This window comes from Pseudomonas sp. HP_14 (assembly GCF_055283875.1).
In genome coordinates, this window is sequence record NZ_JBTOQI010000011.1 from 353,929 (window position 1) to 370,074 (window position 16,146).

Below are 16,146 nucleotides of genomic sequence, written 5' to 3' on the forward strand. Positions count from 1 at the left end.
AATGCCGACCCCGGATTTGCTTGTTCGCTGCCATACACCGGTCCTCTCGGTACAGGACCCTCGCGGCTCGGGCGTTGGGAGCTTTTTCCGTGGATGCGCTTCACATGAGTGTGGTTCATGAGTTTGGAGGTTCTTATTCTGACGTGGATGATATTTACGCCGATCAAACGACTGATGATATGAGCCGATTAGGGGACACACCGCTTTTAGCCGATGAAGGTCAAGTCCTCACGCTGGGACCTACTTATGCTCCCTGGGAGAAACCAGGATCAGTCGAGGGCTTCATGATCAACAACAGTTCATTCGCTGCACACGCCGGGGCGAGCATATTGCGTGACATGATGCAGGAAGGTGTCGCTCGCTATAAAGCGGCAGAGCAAAGCGGACTCTTGCCAGATCCTATGGGGATGCCGGGAATCGGTCTGAACCTGCTCTGGAACAAGACGATAGATGAACGGTTGAAGATGTTGTCGAGGACGGTTGGTCCTGGACTGTTCACCGACGTTGTCAGTCGCTCAGATCAAGAGTTCGGTGAATTATTTAATGATTTGAAGGCTGTTGTCGCTGGAACAAAACCGTTCACCTTCAAAGAGCAGATGAACAGAAAAATGCCTTTGCATCGCTTTATCAACAGTGGTGCAGCACAGACCTGGCGAAGCTAGCCCACCGGTTCAGGCAGGCTAGCTTTAGAGCGGCCAGACAGTCTTACTGCACTTCCACCGCCAGGCTGTCGCTGATCTTCTTCTGCCAGATCTGCGGGCCGGTGACGTGGACGGATTCGCCCTTGCTGTCTACGGCGACCGTGACAGGCATGTCTTTAACTTCGAACTCGTAGATCGCTTCCATGCCCAGCTCGGCAAAGGCCACGACTTTCGACTTCTTGATCGCCTGAGCCACCAGATAAGCAGCACCGCCGACCGCCATCAGGTACACGGCCTTGTGGTCTTTGATCGCTTCGATAGCGGTCGGGCCGCGTTCGGATTTGCCGATCATGCCCAGCAGGCCGGTTTGATCAAGGATCTGCCGGGTGAATTTGTCCATCCGCGTTGCGGTGGTCGGGCCAGCCGGGCCAACCACTTCTTCGCGCACCGGATCAACCGGGCCGACGTAGTAGATGAAGCGACCTTTGAGGTCCACTGGCAGGGTTTCGCCCTTGTTGAGCATTTCGACCATGCGCTTGTGCGCCGCGTCGCGGCCGGTGAGCATCTTGCCGTTGAGCAGGACCGTTTCGCCCGGCTTCCAGCTTTGCACGTCTTCCGGGGTCAGGGTGTCGAGGTTGACGCGACGGGCCGACGGGCCTGCTTCCCAGACGATTTCCGGGTAGGCATCCAGCGATGGCGCTTCCAGCGAGGCAGGGCCGGAACCATCAAGCACGAAGTGCGCGTGACGGGTGGCGGCACAGTTAGGAATCATGCACACCGGCAGCGAAGCCGCGTGAGTCGGGTAATCCATGATTTTCACGTCGAGCACGGTGGTCAGACCGCCCAGGCCCTGGGCACCGATGCCCAGTTGGTTGACCTTTTCGAACAGTTCCAGGCGCATCTCTTCGATACGGTTGGACGGGCCGCGCTTCTTCAACTCGTGGATGTCGATGGATTCCATCAGCACTTCTTTGGCCATGACGGCGGCTTTCTCGGCCGTACCGCCGATACCAATGCCGAGCATGCCAGGCGGACACCAGCCGGCGCCCATGGTCGGCACGGTTTTCAGGACCCAGTCGACGATCGAGTCGGACGGGTTGAGCATGGCCATCTTCGATTTGTTTTCCGAGCCGCCGCCTTTGGCAGCCACGTCCACTTCCACGGTGTTACCCGGGACGATGGAGTAGTGGATAACGGCTGGAGTGTTGTCTTTGGTGTTTTTACGCGCACCGGCCGGGTCGGCCAGGATCGAGGCGCGCAAGACGTTTTCCGGCAAGTTGTAAGCGCGGCGCACGCCTTCGTTGATCATGTCGTCGAGGCCCATGGTGGCCCCGTCCCAACGTACGTCCATGCCAACACGCACGAATACGGTGACGATGCCGGTGTCCTGGCAGATCGGGCGATGACCGGTCGCGCACATGCGCGAGTTGATCAGGATCTGTGCCATGGAGTCACGTGCAGCAGGCGACTCTTCGCGCAGATAGGCTTCATGCATGGCCTGAATGAAATCTACCGGGTGGTAGTAGGAAATGAATTGCAGGGCGTCGGCTACGCTCTGAATCAGGTCGTCTTGCTTGATCACGGTCATGTGTGCGCGCTCCTCTTTAGGACGGGAACATTCAAAATATAGTCTGAGCCATCTGCGTTCGAACGATGTCTCATGGTTGCAACAGCGTGGCTGGCTGCGACAAAAAGGCGCGGCAGTATAACCCGCAACCTCTTGGGTCCATCCATCGGTTTTGCGCTTCGCATTCTTTTGCCGGTCGAATGGCTTTGCCCAGCACCGGTGGGTGTCGCTGGCAATAATGCCGTCAAAGCCCCGTATCAGGGGGACCCAACGGCGGGGATGCGAGTTGCAATTGAATCTATTTGAACGTATTTAACCTGTATTGGCTGGAAACTTTTCGATGAGAGTCTAAAGTTCCGGGCTTGGTGCCACTATGGGAAGGAATCCTTTTTGAGCACGATAAGCGCACGGGAAATATCTCCCGCCACACAATCCCTTTTTCTGAAGCGTTTTGGCCTGGCGGCGGCGACTTATCTATTAGTCACAGTGCTGAGTTGGCTGGCGATTTATGCGGGGGAGCTGCATCAGCCGATGCTGGTGACAGTGATTACCTGCGTTTTGGTGGTATTGAGTCAGCTTGCCGTATTTGCCGTATTTCTGACCAAGCTGAACCAGCGTTTCACTGATGCCAGTCTGACTGAGTTTCAAGTGTTGCTCGCCCTGTGTTGGCTGACCTGGCTGCTCTCATGTCTGGATGGGGCCCGTGGTGTATTTTTGATTGTGTATGCGCCAATCCTTCTGTTTGGCCTGTTTCAATTGACGCCAATGGTCTTTGCCCGATGTGCCGTGTTGGTACTGCTGAGTTTTGCCGGTATCAACCTGTGGGAATTCCTCGACGGAAGCATGCGCAAACCTGGAACCGTGCTCCTGCAGATCAGTGCACTGTTCGTCATGCTGCTGTGGCTTAGCCTGTTTGCCGGTTATGTAAATGCCCAGCGCCAGCGAATGCGTCATCGCCGCTATGCCCTGCAGGCTCACCAGGACACATTGCGCGGGATGATGGCGCAGCTTGAAGAGTTGGCTGCTACCGATGAGCTCACCAATCTGTACAATCGCCGCTACTTTTTGCGCATGGCCGCCAGGGAATTGAATCTGCTGGGCAGTGACGCTTCCCATGGGCTGGCCTTGATCGACCTCGATCACTTCAAGCGCATCAACGATAACTATGGTCATTCGGCAGGCGACCAGGTACTCCAGGCTTTTGCGGCCCGTGCTGAAGATTGCCTGCGCGACAGTGATGTACTGGCGCGCTACGGTGGAGAGGAATTTGTGTTGTTCATACCGCAATGCAACGAGCAACAACTGATCGATTGTTGTGAGCGTGTACGTGAGGCTTTTAGCCGGGTTGAGTTGCCGACGTTGCCCGACTGCAGCCTGAGCCTGTCGGTGGGCATGACCTTGCTACAGCGTGGCGACAACCTTGATGAGGCGTTGCAGCGGGCAGATCTGGCGCTCTATCGGGCCAAACGTGCCGGGCGTAATCGTTGTATGGCGGGTTGGGAAAACGTTGATGCCTGAGTTGCATGTGGGCGACCGTCACTGGACGGTTGCAGCAGGGAGCAATTTGCTTGATAGCCTCAACCAGGCTGGCGTAAGCGTCCCTTATAGCTGTCGAGCGGGCAGTTGCCATGCCTGCCTGGTGCGCTGCATTGATGGCGAACCCGAGGATGCGCTGCCAGAGGCGCTGGATGCGGGTAAACGTCAGGAGGGCTGGCGGCTGGCTTGCCAATGTCGTGTCACGCAAAGTTTGACAGTCCAGGCTTTTGATCCTCTGCGTGACGGCCTGCCAGCGCAGGTCGCGGAGTGTGCCTGGCTCAGCCCTGCGGTGCTGCGTTTACGCCTCGAGCCGCAGCGACCGTTGCGTTACCGCGCGGGTCAGCATCTGGTGTTGTGGACTGAAAGCGGTATTGCCCGCCCGTATTCACTGGCGAGTGTGCCGGGAGAAGACCGTTTTCTGGAGTTTCATATCGATTGCGGCCAATCGGGCGCTTTTGCTGATATCGCTCGAAACCTGCTTGTCGGTGAGAGCCTAGGGTTGGGCGAACTGCGTGGCGGGGCGTTGCAATATGATCCGGACTGGCAAGAGCGGCCTTTGTTATTGCTGGGCGCCGGGACCGGACTAGGGCCGTTATGGGGCGTGCTGCGCGAGGCACTGCGTCAGGATCATCTGGGGCCCATCAGGCTTATCCATTTGGCGCGTAACGGCGGCGAGCACTACCTGCGTGCCGAACTGACTGAGTTGGCAGCTAATCATGGCAGTGTCCAGGTGCAGCTAGTGACGGCTGATGAACTGGAGGCAACGCTTGCAGACCTGCGCATGCTGTCGCGCAAGACCATGGCGCTGGTCTGTGGCAGCCCACACAGTGTAGAGATCTTTGCCAAGCGACTCTATCTGGCGGGTATTCCGCGTAATCAGGTCTTGGCGGATGTGTTTGTGGGGCGTGATTAAAGCATTCAAATGCGAGATTGCGTGGTGCCATAGACACCGGCGTCTCTCCTACAGAAGTGCGCTGCGGTTAACCCTCGGTCATCAGACACAAAAAAGCCCCGGCTCTCGCGAACCGGGGCTTTTTGTTTCCTGCGCGGGCGTTCTTAGACCAATGGATCGCCGACGTGCAGGATTTTCATGCCGTTGGTGCCACCGATGGTGTGGTAGCTATCACCCTTGGTGAGGATGACCCAATCGCCTTGCTCAACGAGACCGCGCTTGAGCAGTTCGTCCACTGCAGACTGGCTGACCTGGCCTGGTGGCAAGTTGGCCGGGTCGAACGGTACGGTGTAAACGCCACGGAACATCGCCGCGCGCGCTTGGGTTTCGCGGTGCGGGGAGAACGCGTAGATCGGCACCGAGGAGCGGATGCGCGACATGATCAGCGGGGTGTAGCCGCTTTCAGTCAGGGCAATGATCGCTTTCACGCCAGGGAAGTGGTTGGCGGTGTACATGGCCGCCAGCGCGATGCTTTCGTCACAACGGGTGAACGAGTGACCAATGCGGTGGCTGGAGGTTTTACCTGTCGGGTGCTTCTCAGCGCCGATACAGATACGGGCCATGGCCTGAACGGCTTCGATCGGATAAGAACCGGCGGCACTTTCAGCAGACAGCATCACCGCGTCGGTGTAGTCGAGCACGGCGTTGGCCACGTCGGAGACTTCGGCGCGAGTCGGCATCGGGCTGGAGATCATGGACTCCATCATCTGCGTCGCTACGATCACCGCTTTGTTATGACGACGAGCGTGCAGGATGATGCGCTTTTGCACGCCAACCAGCTCTGCGTCACCAATTTCAACGCCCAGGTCGCCACGGGCAACCATGACGGCATCACTGGCGCGGATCAGCGCGTCCAGCACTTCGTCGTTAGCCACGGCTTCAGCACGTTCGATCTTCGCCACCAGCCAGGCAGTACCGCCCGACTCGTCACGCAGCTTACGGGCGTATTCCATGTCAGCGGCGTCGCGCGGGAACGAAACGGCCAGATAGTCCAGCTCCATTTCGGCAGCCAGCTTGATGTCCAGTTTGTCTTTTTCGGTCAACGCCGGGGCAGTGAGGCCGCCACCGCGACGGTTGATGCCTTTGTGGTCAGACAATGGGCCACCGATCAGCACGGTGCAGTGCAGTTCGTCGGCAGTCTGGGTGTCGACGCGCATGACCACGCGACCGTCGTCGAGCAGTAGCTCGTCGCCTACGCCGCAATCCTTGACCAGATCCGGGTAGTCGATACCCACGATTTGCTGGTTGCCTTCGGTCAGCGGATGAACAGTGGAGAAGGTGAACTTGTCACCGACTTTCAGTTCGATTTTCTTGCCAGCGAACTTGGCGATACGAATTTTCGGACCTTGCAGGTCACCCAGCAGAGCGACGAAACGCCCGTGCTTTGCGGCGATTTCGCGAATAAGCCTGGCGCGTGCCTTGTGCTCATCCGGGGTGCCGTGGGAGAAGTTCAGGCGAGCAACGTCCAGACCCGCGAGGATCAATTGTTCGATGACTTCCGGTGAGTTACTGGCAGGGCCAAGAGTGGCGACGATTTTGGTGCGGCGAACGGTCATGCACAAACTCCTTATATGAAGCGCAGCGAGAGGCTACTACTGTCTTGATCTGTAGTCATGTTTCTTTGCACTACCGCGATGTTTTGCCAGTGCACAATCGGCTGACGATCGGTGTCAAACCTGCTTGAAGAAATCTTGTTTCAGGCCGATACATTGCAGAGCACAGGAGAGTCCCATGCGAATCGTGATGATTTTAGTATTGCTGGCAGCTGTCAGCGGCTGCACCCGGATGGCCATGAATTCCAATTTGAACAGCGCCTATCGGTCCTATGACCGTGGTGACTGTGAGGCCGTAATGTTGAGCCTGTCCAAGGTCGATCGTCAAAGCCGGTCGCGGCGATATGTTCAGCCTGAAGTGTCGATGTTGCGTGGGCAGTGTCTGGAGCGGCAGAAACTGTTTGTCGATGCAGCGCAGACTTATCAGTTCATCATCACCCAATACCCTTACAGTGAGTACGCCTTCAGAGCGCGTGCCCGCCTGGAGACCCTTCAGCAATTAGGTCACTATCCACGGGTGCAGACTGCACAGGTCAACCCTGTAAAGCGTTAGATACACCCGTTTGAATCTTCTGTATCGCTTTTGAGTGGCTGAACGGCGCAGTTGGTCTAGTCTCTGTAAAAGCAGACGAACGCACGTGACTTCCAGGACTTGTAACGGGTCAGAGTCACGTTTCACTGCTAAGACAAATCTAAGGTTTGTCTGAATCAGGGACGCTGACCGTCTTGGCGGTTATCAGGAGTTTTAGCGCGACCATGCTCAATGGTCACCTATGGCGGCTTTATCTATGTTGAAAGAGCGAAGAATCGAACGGCATCAATTGCCTTGCTACCTACGGGTTTTCAATCGCTACACCAACAAGCAATTAGGCTGTCTGGGCAATGTTTCCGAGCAGGGATTGATGCTCATCAGTGATCTGCCAATGCTGGTAGGCGCTGATTTTGAACTGCGTATGCAGGTGCCCTGTGAGCGCGGAACGCCTGTAACGCTGGAGGTGACCGCAACCTGCCTGTGGTGTCATGAAGATGAGACGCCGGGTAGCTACGACTCTGGATTCATACTGACCGAGTCGCCGCCAGAGTATGCGGAGCTGATCCGTGCCCTAAGGCACTACTTCAGTTTCTATCCGATGGAAGCGTCGGCCTGACGCACCGCGTTATCTCGTTTAGGAGCCAACTTGTTGGCGAGACGTTGTGCCTGCATCGTGCGAAGGCCGCCTTGCCCACAAGTCGGCTCTTACGTTTTTCTGTAGGAGCTGCCGAAGGCTGCGAAGCATTTCTCCTGACGTACCGCTATCGCAGCCTTCGGCAGCTCCTACAGCTCTACGGTTTGCTGCACGGCAGTGCGATGTATCACAACACCCCGGATTTTTTCCAGCTCAGATAGCGACTGATCAGCTCTGGGCCAAGATCCGCTGGTCGTGAGTCCAGAACCGGGATTCCGTGAGCGCCCAAGCGTTGATGCAGTTCGGTGCGGGCGTTCAAGAAATCGATGGTCCCGCAATACAACAGTGCTTCTTCATAGGTCTGGACGGGCGATTGTCGCAGAGTGTCCAGTACCTCTTCGCGCAAGCTGACCACCAGAATCCTGTGTTTCTGGCCGAGTAGTTTGACCGCCGATAGCAATTCTTCGTCATCCTCATCGCGCACATTGGTCATCAATACCACCAGCGCCCGGCGTTTCTGCCTGGCTAACAGCTGACGTGCAGCGGCGCTGTAGTCGGCAGATTTGCGGGTGGTACTCAGGTCGTAAACGCTATTGAGCAAGGTGTTCAACTGACTCGGCCCCTTCACGGGCGCAAGGTAGCGGTCCTGCCCGGTGGAAAAAGTCGATAACCCCACTGCGTCGCCTTGGCGTAGCGCGACATGCCCCAGCAGCAGTAAAGCGTTGAGGGCGTGATCGAAATGCGAAAGCGCGCCGTCCTGGCTGCGCATGCGTCGGCCGCAATCGAGCATGAAGATGATTTGCTGGTCGGTTTCCTCTTGATACTCCCGGGCGATGGGCGCTCGGTGGCGGGCGGTTGCTTTCCAGTCGATTTGCCGCAGGCTATCGCCTTCTCGAAACTCCCGTAGCTGGCGGAACTCCATACCCAGGCCGCGGCGCTGACGCTGGCGCACGCCTATTTGGCTAAGCCAGTTCTCAACGGCGTGCAACTGGCCTCCGTTGATCCGGGTAAAGTCTGGATAGACCCGCGTGCTGTCGTTCAATGTCAGGCGGCGACGAGCCCGCCAAAGCCCCATCGGGCTGGGCAACTCCAGTTCACACAGCGCAAGCTTGAAGTGCCCGCGTTGCAGCGGACGCAGCCTGTAGGTCAGTTGAGCCTGCTCGCCGGGCCGCAACGTAATGATTTGAGGAAGATGCTCGGCCTCGAAACCATCCGGCAAATGATCGAACACTTGCACGATGAGTTCGCCAGAGTAGTCATGACTCAGTTCCAGGCGCACATCGGTCCATCGGCCCAATGCCAGGCTGCCTGGAATCTGACGTTGCAGGCGCGGTGATGCGGTGCGACTCAACCGGAATGCATCGACCGCCGCAATCATCAGTAATGCCAGCAGCAACCCGCCAAACAGCAGGCCGAGTTCATCGGGCACCTCGATGGCCAGCGCAGACAGGATGCCGAGGAGCAGCGCCAAGGCCACCAAGGCTCCCAGCCAACCGAGCAATGCAAGCGACGGTTTCAGCATGTGTTTCATAGGCGGGGAGCCGGAACCTGATCAAGCAGTTGTCCGAGTACCTGATCAATCGACAGGCCTTCGATGTCCAGCTCCGGCGCCAGTCGCACCCGATGGCGCAATACGGCGAGCGCGCAGCTTTTGACGTCGTCAGGAATGACAAACTCCCCCCCGCGCAACAACGCTCTGGCTCGGCCGCCCCGAACAAGTGCAATTGACGCCCGAGGGCCTGCACCGAGGGTCAGACCTGGCCAGGTACGTGTGGCTCGGGCCAGCCGAATGGCATAGTCCAGCACCTGATCATCCAGAGGCAGTTCGCTTGCGATGCGCTGCAAGGCTTGTACTTCCCTGGCCTGAAGCACCACGCGTAGTGGCTGCACGTCCAGCATGTCGGCCCGGGTCGAACGTGTGACCTGACGAACCATGGCCAATTCTTCTTCGACGTCCGGGTAGTCCATGCGCAGTTTAAGCATGAAGCGATCCAGCTCGGCTTCGGGCAGTGGATACGTCCCTTCCTGCTCGATCGGATTTTGCGTTGCCAGCACCATGAATGGCTGCGCAATCGGCATGGCCTTGCCTTCGAGTGTCACCTGGCGTTCCTGCATGGCTTCAAGCAGTGCGGCCTGAGTTTTGGCAGGGGCGCGGTTGATTTCATCGGCCAGTAGCAGGTTGGTGAAAATCGGACCCTTGCGCAGTTTGAACTGCTCGGTTTGCAGGTCATAGACCGCATGCCCGGTGACATCGCTGGGCATCAGGTCGGGCGTAAACTGAATTCGCGCGAACTCGCCGCCAAAACAGCGGGCCAGCGCCCGCACCAGCAGGGTTTTACCGAGGCCCGGTACACCTTCCAGCAAGACGTGACCGCCGCCAATCAATGCGGTGAGTACGTCATCAATGACTGCAGCCTGTCCAATCACGGCTTTTTGCAGTTCCTTGCGCAGCGCTTGGGCCAGCTGACTGGCGCGCTGGCGTTGCTGAGCCTGATTGCTCACAGGCGTTACTGGAGTCGCTGCCGGGTCGATATTGAACTCGACGACAGGCTCGGGTCTGGCGGACGGTTCGTTAGGTAGATCGCTCATAGGGCATTCCTGATGGTTTGCAGGTGGGCAACCTGACGGGTGAAGTCGGAGCTGGACATGCGCTGTGCCGGACGCGGGCGCATTGCCTGACTGATGACGCTGACGGGTTGGCGCGTCAAACGTGCCAGGACTTGCCATTGATCAGCGACCATTAGTGAGTCGAAGCCCGGATGGCGAATACGGGCGCGGTGAAGAATTTCTGTTTGCAGGGCGCGCAAAAGTGATTGCGAACCGCTGCGACGACGCAGGAATTCGGCGCTGGCACGCAGGTGCTCGGTCAATTGCCGACGAGCTCCCGCAGCAGGCGCCCGTAACGGCCCCTGGCGCATGCCTGCCCGCCACAGCCCGGCACCGACGAGCAGTAACAGCATCAGTAGCAATAAAGGGAAGTGACGCAGCAGCAGGCTGAACAGATTATCGTGCTGGGTCCTGACGACCATCGTGACCTTGCTGTCTTGAGTCAGATACCACAGTAGCCAGGCATTGTCGTAGCGACCGATGGAGCGGGTTTTCCACAGCTCGGCGTCGGTCACCACGGTGATCAGGCCATCGCCATAGATCAGTTGCAGCATGTGCGTTGCGCCAGCGCTGTTAGCCCATGACTGGGCCTGGTCCTCGGGGTCTTCAAGGTGGAATCTGGGGTCGAAGCCTATATAGGCCGGTGCTTCTTCATTTTCCAGATACAGGCGTGTCAAATCTGGCCAGGGCAACCTGGGGGCTTTGGGGGCCGGTGCGCGTAGCGGGATTATCGGGCTGACGGGAGAGTATTCCTGCCCTTTGAGGTCTTTTGTGAGTAGCTGATGAATATGGAGGCGATCAAGCAACAAATCGCCGCTGCGGCCTTTTTTTTCATCCCAGAGCTGTCTGGCAACAAACAGCAGATGCCCCCCTGAGCGTGCCCAATGCAGGACCTGATCAGCTTGCGCAGGGGTCATGTGTTCCCGGCTGTCCAACAGCAACAGGGTTTGTGATTCCTGGCTTGTATCGGGCAGTTTGTTTGTGGAGTCGGCGATCTTTACCGCGATGGAGCGATTGCGCAGAAAGCTTTCTGCCGCCAGCCACGGATTGCCGCGAGCTTCAGGGGACGGGCCTTGGTCGACAGTCTCCTCGTAGTGCTCGAGATTTTTCAGCAGATAAACTGCGCTCAGGCACAAAGTCAGCACAATCAGGGTGAGCAGTACTCCATTACGCCGGGTCATGGCCGGGCTTCCCGGTCAAACAGGTGCCGCCACTGCTCGCACAGTTCCTGCTGGACATGAGCCGCCGGCAGTTGATGACCGTAGGCGAGGTTCTGCCAGTGTTGGGTCAGGTTGCGGCTGAACTCGTTAAGGGCGGGCTGATCAAGCGCAGCGATTCTTTGCAGGACCTGGCCTTCGGTGTCGGCGCTTTTCAGCGGTAACTGATAATCGCTGAGCAAGCGGCTGAGCAGCGCTCTGTAGAGCAGACCCAATGCTTCACGTGGCTGGCTCGACCAGAGTCCTTCGGCGCTGCCTGCGACGTCTACCGGTAGACTTTCAGCGCCGATGTGCAGGCCAAATAACTGTTCGGGCTGCAGGCGATGCGGTTTTTCACGGGGGGCGCGACGGTTGACGAATGTAGCCAGCCATTTTCTGTAGCGCCAGATCACGACGCCAGTCACGGCGATGACAATTGCCCACAGCAGTACTTTGAAAGCCTGGGCAAGGTAGTTGCCTAGCTGCAGTAGCCATTTCAGCCACTCGCGCAGATTGTTGTGCTTGTCCGCGCCGTTCTCCGCCTGGGAGGTTTTCTGCTCTTCAGGTAACCGCCAGCCGGAAACGGTCTTCGGGTTTTTGAACGGTGGTTGCTGGAGCAGATTGTGAATGTCTTGCCGCGATGCAGTGCTGGTCAGGTCCTGATTGACGAGGCGTGGGCTGTCGGGGCCCGGCTCGTTTTCGGTTGAAAGTTCGGGAATGGGGCAGCTGAAATCCTGTTGCGCAGACCAGGCCTTGGGGGGCGGGCTGATCAGCGTCAGGCCAAGGCCGATCATCAGCACATAGGCGCTACCCGTAAGCCGCTGACGCAAACGCCGCAGAACCAGTTCAATGTCCCAGGCCTCCAGAACCGTGCGCCGGTTCAAATACAGGGTGAAACCGCATGAGACGTAGATCGGGCCCCATATCATGAGTATCAGTACATAGAACAGATTGCTCAGGTGCTCCAGCCAGTTCAGTTCGTTGTTCAGCTTGAGCATCATCAGCCAGGCCCAGTCCAGCTCCACCTGTTGAGGAATCAGTGCGTAAAAAAGCACGATCATGCCTATCCACAGACAAAGCTCCAGCGCGCTGCCGACTACTGTCAGGCAACGAGCTGCAAACTGATCTTTCTGGCTGAGCACTTCGATTCTCTGTTTGAGTTCAGCGCCAGAGAGTTGCTCCAACTGTTGCACCGGCAAAATAAAGCTGCGGCTCAGGCCGAATCTGCGCCAGGTCAGGCTGGCGAGAAGATTCGGACGCAATGTTTTCAGCCAGCCCTTCAGTGCCTCTTTGAGGCTTGGGGCCGGGTCGAATAACGCTTGGGAAAGAATGAGCAGTGGCAAGCGTTCATAAACAGGCTTGAGCCACCAGAACACCACGATCGCGATTTTCGGGTAGTCCCACAGGAGGAGGCTGAGCAGCGCGAAGATTGGCAGGGTCACCATCGCCCAGCTGGCTATCAGCAAGCCGCGATGCTTGCGCGCCAGCAGAACACCCAGATCAATGGCTTCCCATGGGGTCCGCGGATGAATCGCAACGCTGGCATCAGTCAGGCGCATGGCGAGTCCTGCCAGCAAAAACCAGATAGGCGATAACCAGCCCCCATAGCGCGCCACCGACTGCATACTTGATGGTCGGTTGCGGCCAGGTCATGGATGACCAGTAGGCTTCTATAAACGCTGCAATCAATAAAAACAGGATGACGCCATAAACGAGCTGAACACTGGTCTTTGCAGCCATCCGCAGAGCTTCGCCGCGACGTAGCGATCCGGGGGCGAGAAGTGCCCAGCCGAGTTTGAGGCCTGCTGCGCCCGCCAAAGCAATGGCGGTGAGTTCAAATGCGCCGTGACCGATGACAAATGACCAGAATGTTTGCCCGTAGCCGATACCGGTCAGGTGCCCGGCGACCGCCCCGATCGTGACGCCGTTGAAGAACAGAAAGAACAGGCTGCCAATCCCGAACAGCAAACCGGTGGCGTAGGTCTGAAAGGCAATCCCGATGTTGTTCATGATGTAGTAACCGAACATCATCCAGTCGGCGTCGGCAGCACGCTCCGCCGCCTGGCCGATACGGCTCGATTGCGGATCGTACATGCTCTCCATCTGCGTCACCTGTTCAGGGGTAACGACGCTGTAGATCAGGTCGGGGAAGCCGTGCACCAGCAAGGCCATGCCGATCAGACTGCCGAAGAACAGCAGGCTGGCAACGGCCACGAGGCGCCATTGCGCACGCACCAGCCGTGGAAATCCAGCCAGTACGAAACCCAGCAATTGCGCACCAATGGGGTGGCGATGGCGATAGAGTTGCTGATGCCCACGCATCGCCAACTGCTGCAAAGGATCGATCAGGTGGCTGCTGTAACCTCTCTCCTGCGCAATGGCCAACTGGTTACAGATACGTCGGTAATCGCGGCTGAAGGTTTCGTTCGAACCAGCTTGCGCTTTGCCTTTTTCAAGGCCGGCCAGGCGCTCTGTGAAGCGCGTCCACTCAGCCTGATAACGAAGTTCGAAAAGGCCTTGTTTCATGTCGGCCCCAGCAGGCCGCTGGCCACGCTATTGAGTCTTGGCACCGCCAGTGCGGGGCTGACGTTGAGCGGCTCGGCGAGAATGGATGCCAATTCCTGAGTACGTTCGGAGGACAGTTCGGCCTGACGTTGTGCGAAGCTCAGGATCGCCCGTTGTTCTTCCAGGCTCATCATGAATGGCGCGATGATCGGCGTGGCGTGCGGCACTACTGGGCGGTGAGGTGGTTTGTCCTGATAGACCACCAGAGTGCCTGCGGCAAGATCACCCAGGCGCTTGAATTGCGGGTGTTGCAGACAACTGATGGCTCCGAGGCTGTAACCAAACGGCAGCATGTCGACAAAGCGCAGCAGATTGCGGATCAGCGATGCAGTCCAGCCGATCGGGGTTGCGTCCTCGTGGATCACTCGCAGCCCCATGATCTGCTTGCCGGGTGTGCGTCCCTGGTTCAGGACTTCAAACAGTACCATGTACCACCAGGTCACCACGAACAGGGCAATAGCGCTTGAACCAGCGCCAAACGATTCGAACAGGCTGAAGATCAGGAAGAGTACGCCCATGACTGCGGCACGAATGCTGAAATCGATAGCGAACGCCAGTGCGCGCGGTACAAGTCCAGCCGGTCGCAGATGTAGATCAATGCCTTCCGGGGTTTCGATCTGGCTACGGGTGTCCAGCGGCGCGGTTGGCGGTGCAGTCCTTGGCAAAACGTGCGGAGATGGCATTGTCGGGAGAGGGACGCCTGAGAGCAAAGCCTGATGCTAGGTGCTGTTGGGATGCTAAGCAACCAGACTGTTTCTACATGTGATGTAAGAAAAGGTTTCTTTTGAGGAAAACCTCGCCTGATTGGCCTTTTTCCATGTTCAAGCCCTACACTTTGCCGGTCTTTTGTTCAGGATCAGCCCGTGACTTCCAGCATCTTCTGGTACGACTACGAAACCACCGGTATTAATCCGCGCAACGATCGCCCGCTGCAAATGGCGGGTATACGCACTGATTTCGAGCTCAACGAAATAGCGTCTCCGGTCAATATTCACTGCCAGCCCAGTGACGATATCCTGCCGCATTCCGCTGCATGCATGATTACCGGTATCACGCCGACGACTCTCGCCGAGAAGGGCTTGTGCGAGGCTGACTTCATGACGCGTGTGCACGCACAGCTTGCAGCGCCGGGTACGTGCGGCGCGGGTTACAACACGTTGCGTTTCGATGATGAAATGACACGGTACAGTCTGTACCGGAATTTTTTTGATCCCTACGCGCGTGAATGGCAGGGCGGCAACAGTCGCTGGGATCTGATCGATGTCGTTCGTGCGGCCTATGCGCTGCGCCCTGAGGGCATTGTCTGGCCCGAAGACGATGGCCGGGTCACCCTCAAACTCGAACGCCTCACGGCGGCAAACGGCATCGATCACGGCCAGGCACATGATGCCTTGTCCGATGTGCGCGCCACCATTGCTCTGGCGCGTTTGATTCGTGAGAAACAGCCTCGCCTTTACGAGTACCTGTTCGAGTTGCGCACCAAGCAAAAAGTCCAACAGCAGATACGGCTCATGGAGCCCTTGGTACATATCTCCGGGCGTTTTTCCGCGGCGCGTCATTATCTCGGGGTTGTGCTTCCGCTCGCCTGGCATCCGCAGAACCGGAACGCGCTGATTGTTTGCGATTTACATCAGGACCCCCTGCCGTTACTGGAACAGGACGCCCACATATTGCGACAACGGTTATATACCCGTCGCGAAGAGTTGATGGACGGCGAGCTGCCTGTCCCACTCAAACTTTTGCATATAAACCGTTGCCCGGTGATCGCACCGCTGAAGGTGTTGCGGCCTGAAGATCAACAACGCTTGAATCTGGACATGACAGTCTTCGATGAGCGTGTACGTCATCTCAATGAACGTGAGGATCTCTGGCGAGAAAAGCTGGAGGTCATTTATGCGGGCGATGACTTTGTTGCCAGCGAAGATCCAGAACAACAATTGTATGACGGGTTTATTGGCGACCGTGACCGCAGGCTCTGTGAGCAAGTTCGCAATGCTGAACCGGAAGAGTTGGCTCATCAGTCATGGCCTTTTGATGATGCACGCTTGCCAGAGTTATTATTTCGGTATCGGGCGCGTAATTTTGCTGAAACCCTGAGCACCGAAGAGCAACAGCGCTGGCTTGATTTTTGTAGGACACGACTGACAACGCCTGAATCGGGAGCGCCTAATACGCTGAAAAGTTTCACTCATTCACTTGTTGAATTGTCCCTTAGTGCGACCCCGGAGCAGCTCAAGGTATTGCGCGAGTGGCAGGACTATGTCGAGGCGCTGCGCCAGAGGTTAAGCATTTGAGGCCGTATTGACGGGCGTTCTCCAGACAATAAAAAACGCCAGCGTGGCTGGCGTTTTTGGCGTAACGAG

The 16,146-nt window shown here is 57.5% G+C and carries 14 protein-coding genes; 6 read left to right on the forward strand and 8 right to left on the reverse strand.

All coding sequences use genetic code 11. The annotated features are described in order from the left end of the window. Window positions 1-89 precede the first annotated feature (89 nt). Complete coding sequence (locus ACYASS_RS11145; RefSeq protein WP_463586144.1) at window positions 90-662, forward strand: hypothetical protein; 573 nt, start codon at window positions 90-92, stop codon at window positions 660-662. Between the two features lie 43 nt (window positions 663-705). On the opposite strand, the gene ACYASS_RS11150 is transcribed toward ACYASS_RS11145, so the two are convergent. After that, window positions 706-2,229 (reverse strand): fumarate hydratase, encoded by a 1,524-nt coding sequence (locus tag ACYASS_RS11150; RefSeq protein WP_027900590.1) that lies wholly within the window; start codon window positions 2,227-2,229, stop codon window positions 706-708. A gap of 378 nt (window positions 2,230-2,607) precedes the next feature. Between ACYASS_RS11150 and ACYASS_RS11155 the strand changes: the two genes are divergently transcribed. Then, window positions 2,608-3,726, forward strand: a complete 1,119-nt coding sequence (locus tag ACYASS_RS11155; protein WP_463586183.1) for a GGDEF domain-containing protein — start codon at window positions 2,608-2,610, stop codon at window positions 3,724-3,726. Next, window positions 3,719-4,657 carry an iron-sulfur-binding ferredoxin reductase gene (locus ACYASS_RS11160; RefSeq protein WP_463586145.1) on the forward strand — a complete coding sequence of 313 codons (939 nt, stop codon included), beginning with the start codon at window positions 3,719-3,721 and terminating at the stop codon, window positions 4,655-4,657. The genes ACYASS_RS11155 and ACYASS_RS11160 overlap by 8 nt, the downstream gene beginning before the upstream one ends. Window positions 4,658-4,800: 143 nt before the next feature. Here the strand turns inward: ACYASS_RS11160 and pyk are convergent, their stop codons facing one another. Then, entirely contained in the window at window positions 4,801-6,252 is a 1,452-nt protein-coding gene (pyk, locus tag ACYASS_RS11165) for a pyruvate kinase (RefSeq protein WP_243246523.1), read from the reverse strand. A 175-nt stretch (window positions 6,253-6,427) separates the two neighbouring features. On the opposite strand from pyk, the gene ACYASS_RS11170 reads away from it, so the two are divergent. Next, window positions 6,428-6,802, forward strand: a complete 375-nt coding sequence (locus ACYASS_RS11170) for a tetratricopeptide repeat protein (protein WP_463586146.1) — start codon at window positions 6,428-6,430, stop codon at window positions 6,800-6,802. 235 nt (window positions 6,803-7,037) lie between these two features. Next, on the forward strand, window positions 7,038-7,397 hold the full coding sequence (locus tag ACYASS_RS11175; RefSeq protein WP_122665534.1) for a PilZ domain-containing protein: 360 nt from the start codon (window positions 7,038-7,040) through the stop codon (window positions 7,395-7,397). A 205-nt stretch (window positions 7,398-7,602) separates the two neighbouring features. Here ACYASS_RS11175 and ACYASS_RS11180 read toward each other — a convergent pair whose 3' ends face one another. From ACYASS_RS11180 to ACYASS_RS11205, 6 genes are read right to left on the reverse strand one after another with little or no spacing between them, the layout of a single operon-like run. Continuing rightward, entirely contained in the window at window positions 7,603-8,934 is a 1,332-nt protein-coding gene (locus ACYASS_RS11180) for a DUF58 domain-containing protein (RefSeq protein ID WP_463586184.1), read from the reverse strand. Between the two features lie 8 nt (window positions 8,935-8,942). Then, window positions 8,943-10,004: an AAA family ATPase gene (locus ACYASS_RS11185; protein ID WP_463586147.1), complete on the reverse strand. Its 1,062-nt coding sequence runs from the start codon at window positions 10,002-10,004 to the stop codon at window positions 8,943-8,945. Then, window positions 10,001-11,203, reverse strand: a complete 1,203-nt coding sequence (locus ACYASS_RS11190; RefSeq protein ID WP_463586148.1) for a DUF4350 domain-containing protein — start codon at window positions 11,201-11,203, stop codon at window positions 10,001-10,003. The genes ACYASS_RS11185 and ACYASS_RS11190 overlap by 4 nt, the downstream gene beginning before the upstream one ends. Continuing rightward, the gene (locus ACYASS_RS11195) at window positions 11,200-12,777 is read right to left on the reverse strand and encodes a DUF4129 domain-containing protein (protein WP_463586150.1); all 1,578 of its coding nucleotides are present in this window, start codon (window positions 12,775-12,777) and stop codon (window positions 11,200-11,202) included. The genes ACYASS_RS11190 and ACYASS_RS11195 overlap by 4 nt, the downstream gene beginning before the upstream one ends. After that, entirely contained in the window at window positions 12,764-13,744 is a 981-nt protein-coding gene (locus ACYASS_RS11200; protein WP_463586151.1) for a stage II sporulation protein M, read from the reverse strand. Before ACYASS_RS11200 ends, ACYASS_RS11195 begins: the two co-directional genes overlap by 14 nt. Continuing rightward, entirely contained in the window at window positions 13,741-14,466 is a 726-nt protein-coding gene (locus ACYASS_RS11205) for an RDD family protein (RefSeq protein WP_463586152.1), read from the reverse strand. Before ACYASS_RS11205 ends, ACYASS_RS11200 begins: the two co-directional genes overlap by 4 nt. A gap of 180 nt (window positions 14,467-14,646) precedes the next feature. On the opposite strand from ACYASS_RS11205, the gene sbcB reads away from it, so the two are divergent. After that, window positions 14,647-16,077, forward strand: a complete 1,431-nt coding sequence (gene sbcB / locus ACYASS_RS11210; RefSeq protein ID WP_463586153.1) for an exodeoxyribonuclease I — start codon at window positions 14,647-14,649, stop codon at window positions 16,075-16,077. Window positions 16,078-16,146 lie beyond the last annotated feature (69 nt).

What these genes read in the sequence shown, in the direction of transcription:
- ACYASS_RS11205 (WP_463586152.1), bottom strand. Translation starts at nt 14,466, where the DNA reads ATGCCATCTCCGCACGTTTTGCCAAGGACTGCACCGCCAACCGCGCCG.
- ACYASS_RS11160 (WP_463586145.1), top strand. Translation starts at nt 3,719, where the DNA reads ATGCCTGAGTTGCATGTGGGCGACCGTCACTGGACGGTTGCAGCAGGG.
- ACYASS_RS11185 (WP_463586147.1), bottom strand. Translation starts at nt 10,004, where the DNA reads ATGAGCGATCTACCTAACGAACCGTCCGCCAGACCCGAGCCTGTCGTC.
- ACYASS_RS11170 (WP_463586146.1), top strand. Translation starts at nt 6,428, where the DNA reads ATGCGAATCGTGATGATTTTAGTATTGCTGGCAGCTGTCAGCGGCTGC.
- ACYASS_RS11200 (WP_463586151.1), bottom strand. Translation starts at nt 13,744, where the DNA reads ATGAAACAAGGCCTTTTCGAACTTCGTTATCAGGCTGAGTGGACGCGC.
- ACYASS_RS11175 (WP_122665534.1), top strand. Translation starts at nt 7,038, where the DNA reads ATGTTGAAAGAGCGAAGAATCGAACGGCATCAATTGCCTTGCTACCTA.
- ACYASS_RS11150 (WP_027900590.1), bottom strand. Translation starts at nt 2,229, where the DNA reads ATGACCGTGATCAAGCAAGACGACCTGATTCAGAGCGTAGCCGACGCC.
- pyk (WP_243246523.1), bottom strand. Translation starts at nt 6,252, where the DNA reads ATGACCGTTCGCCGCACCAAAATCGTCGCCACTCTTGGCCCTGCCAGT.
- ACYASS_RS11195 (WP_463586150.1), bottom strand. Translation starts at nt 12,777, where the DNA reads ATGCGCCTGACTGATGCCAGCGTTGCGATTCATCCGCGGACCCCATGG.
- ACYASS_RS11190 (WP_463586148.1), bottom strand. Translation starts at nt 11,203, where the DNA reads ATGACCCGGCGTAATGGAGTACTGCTCACCCTGATTGTGCTGACTTTG.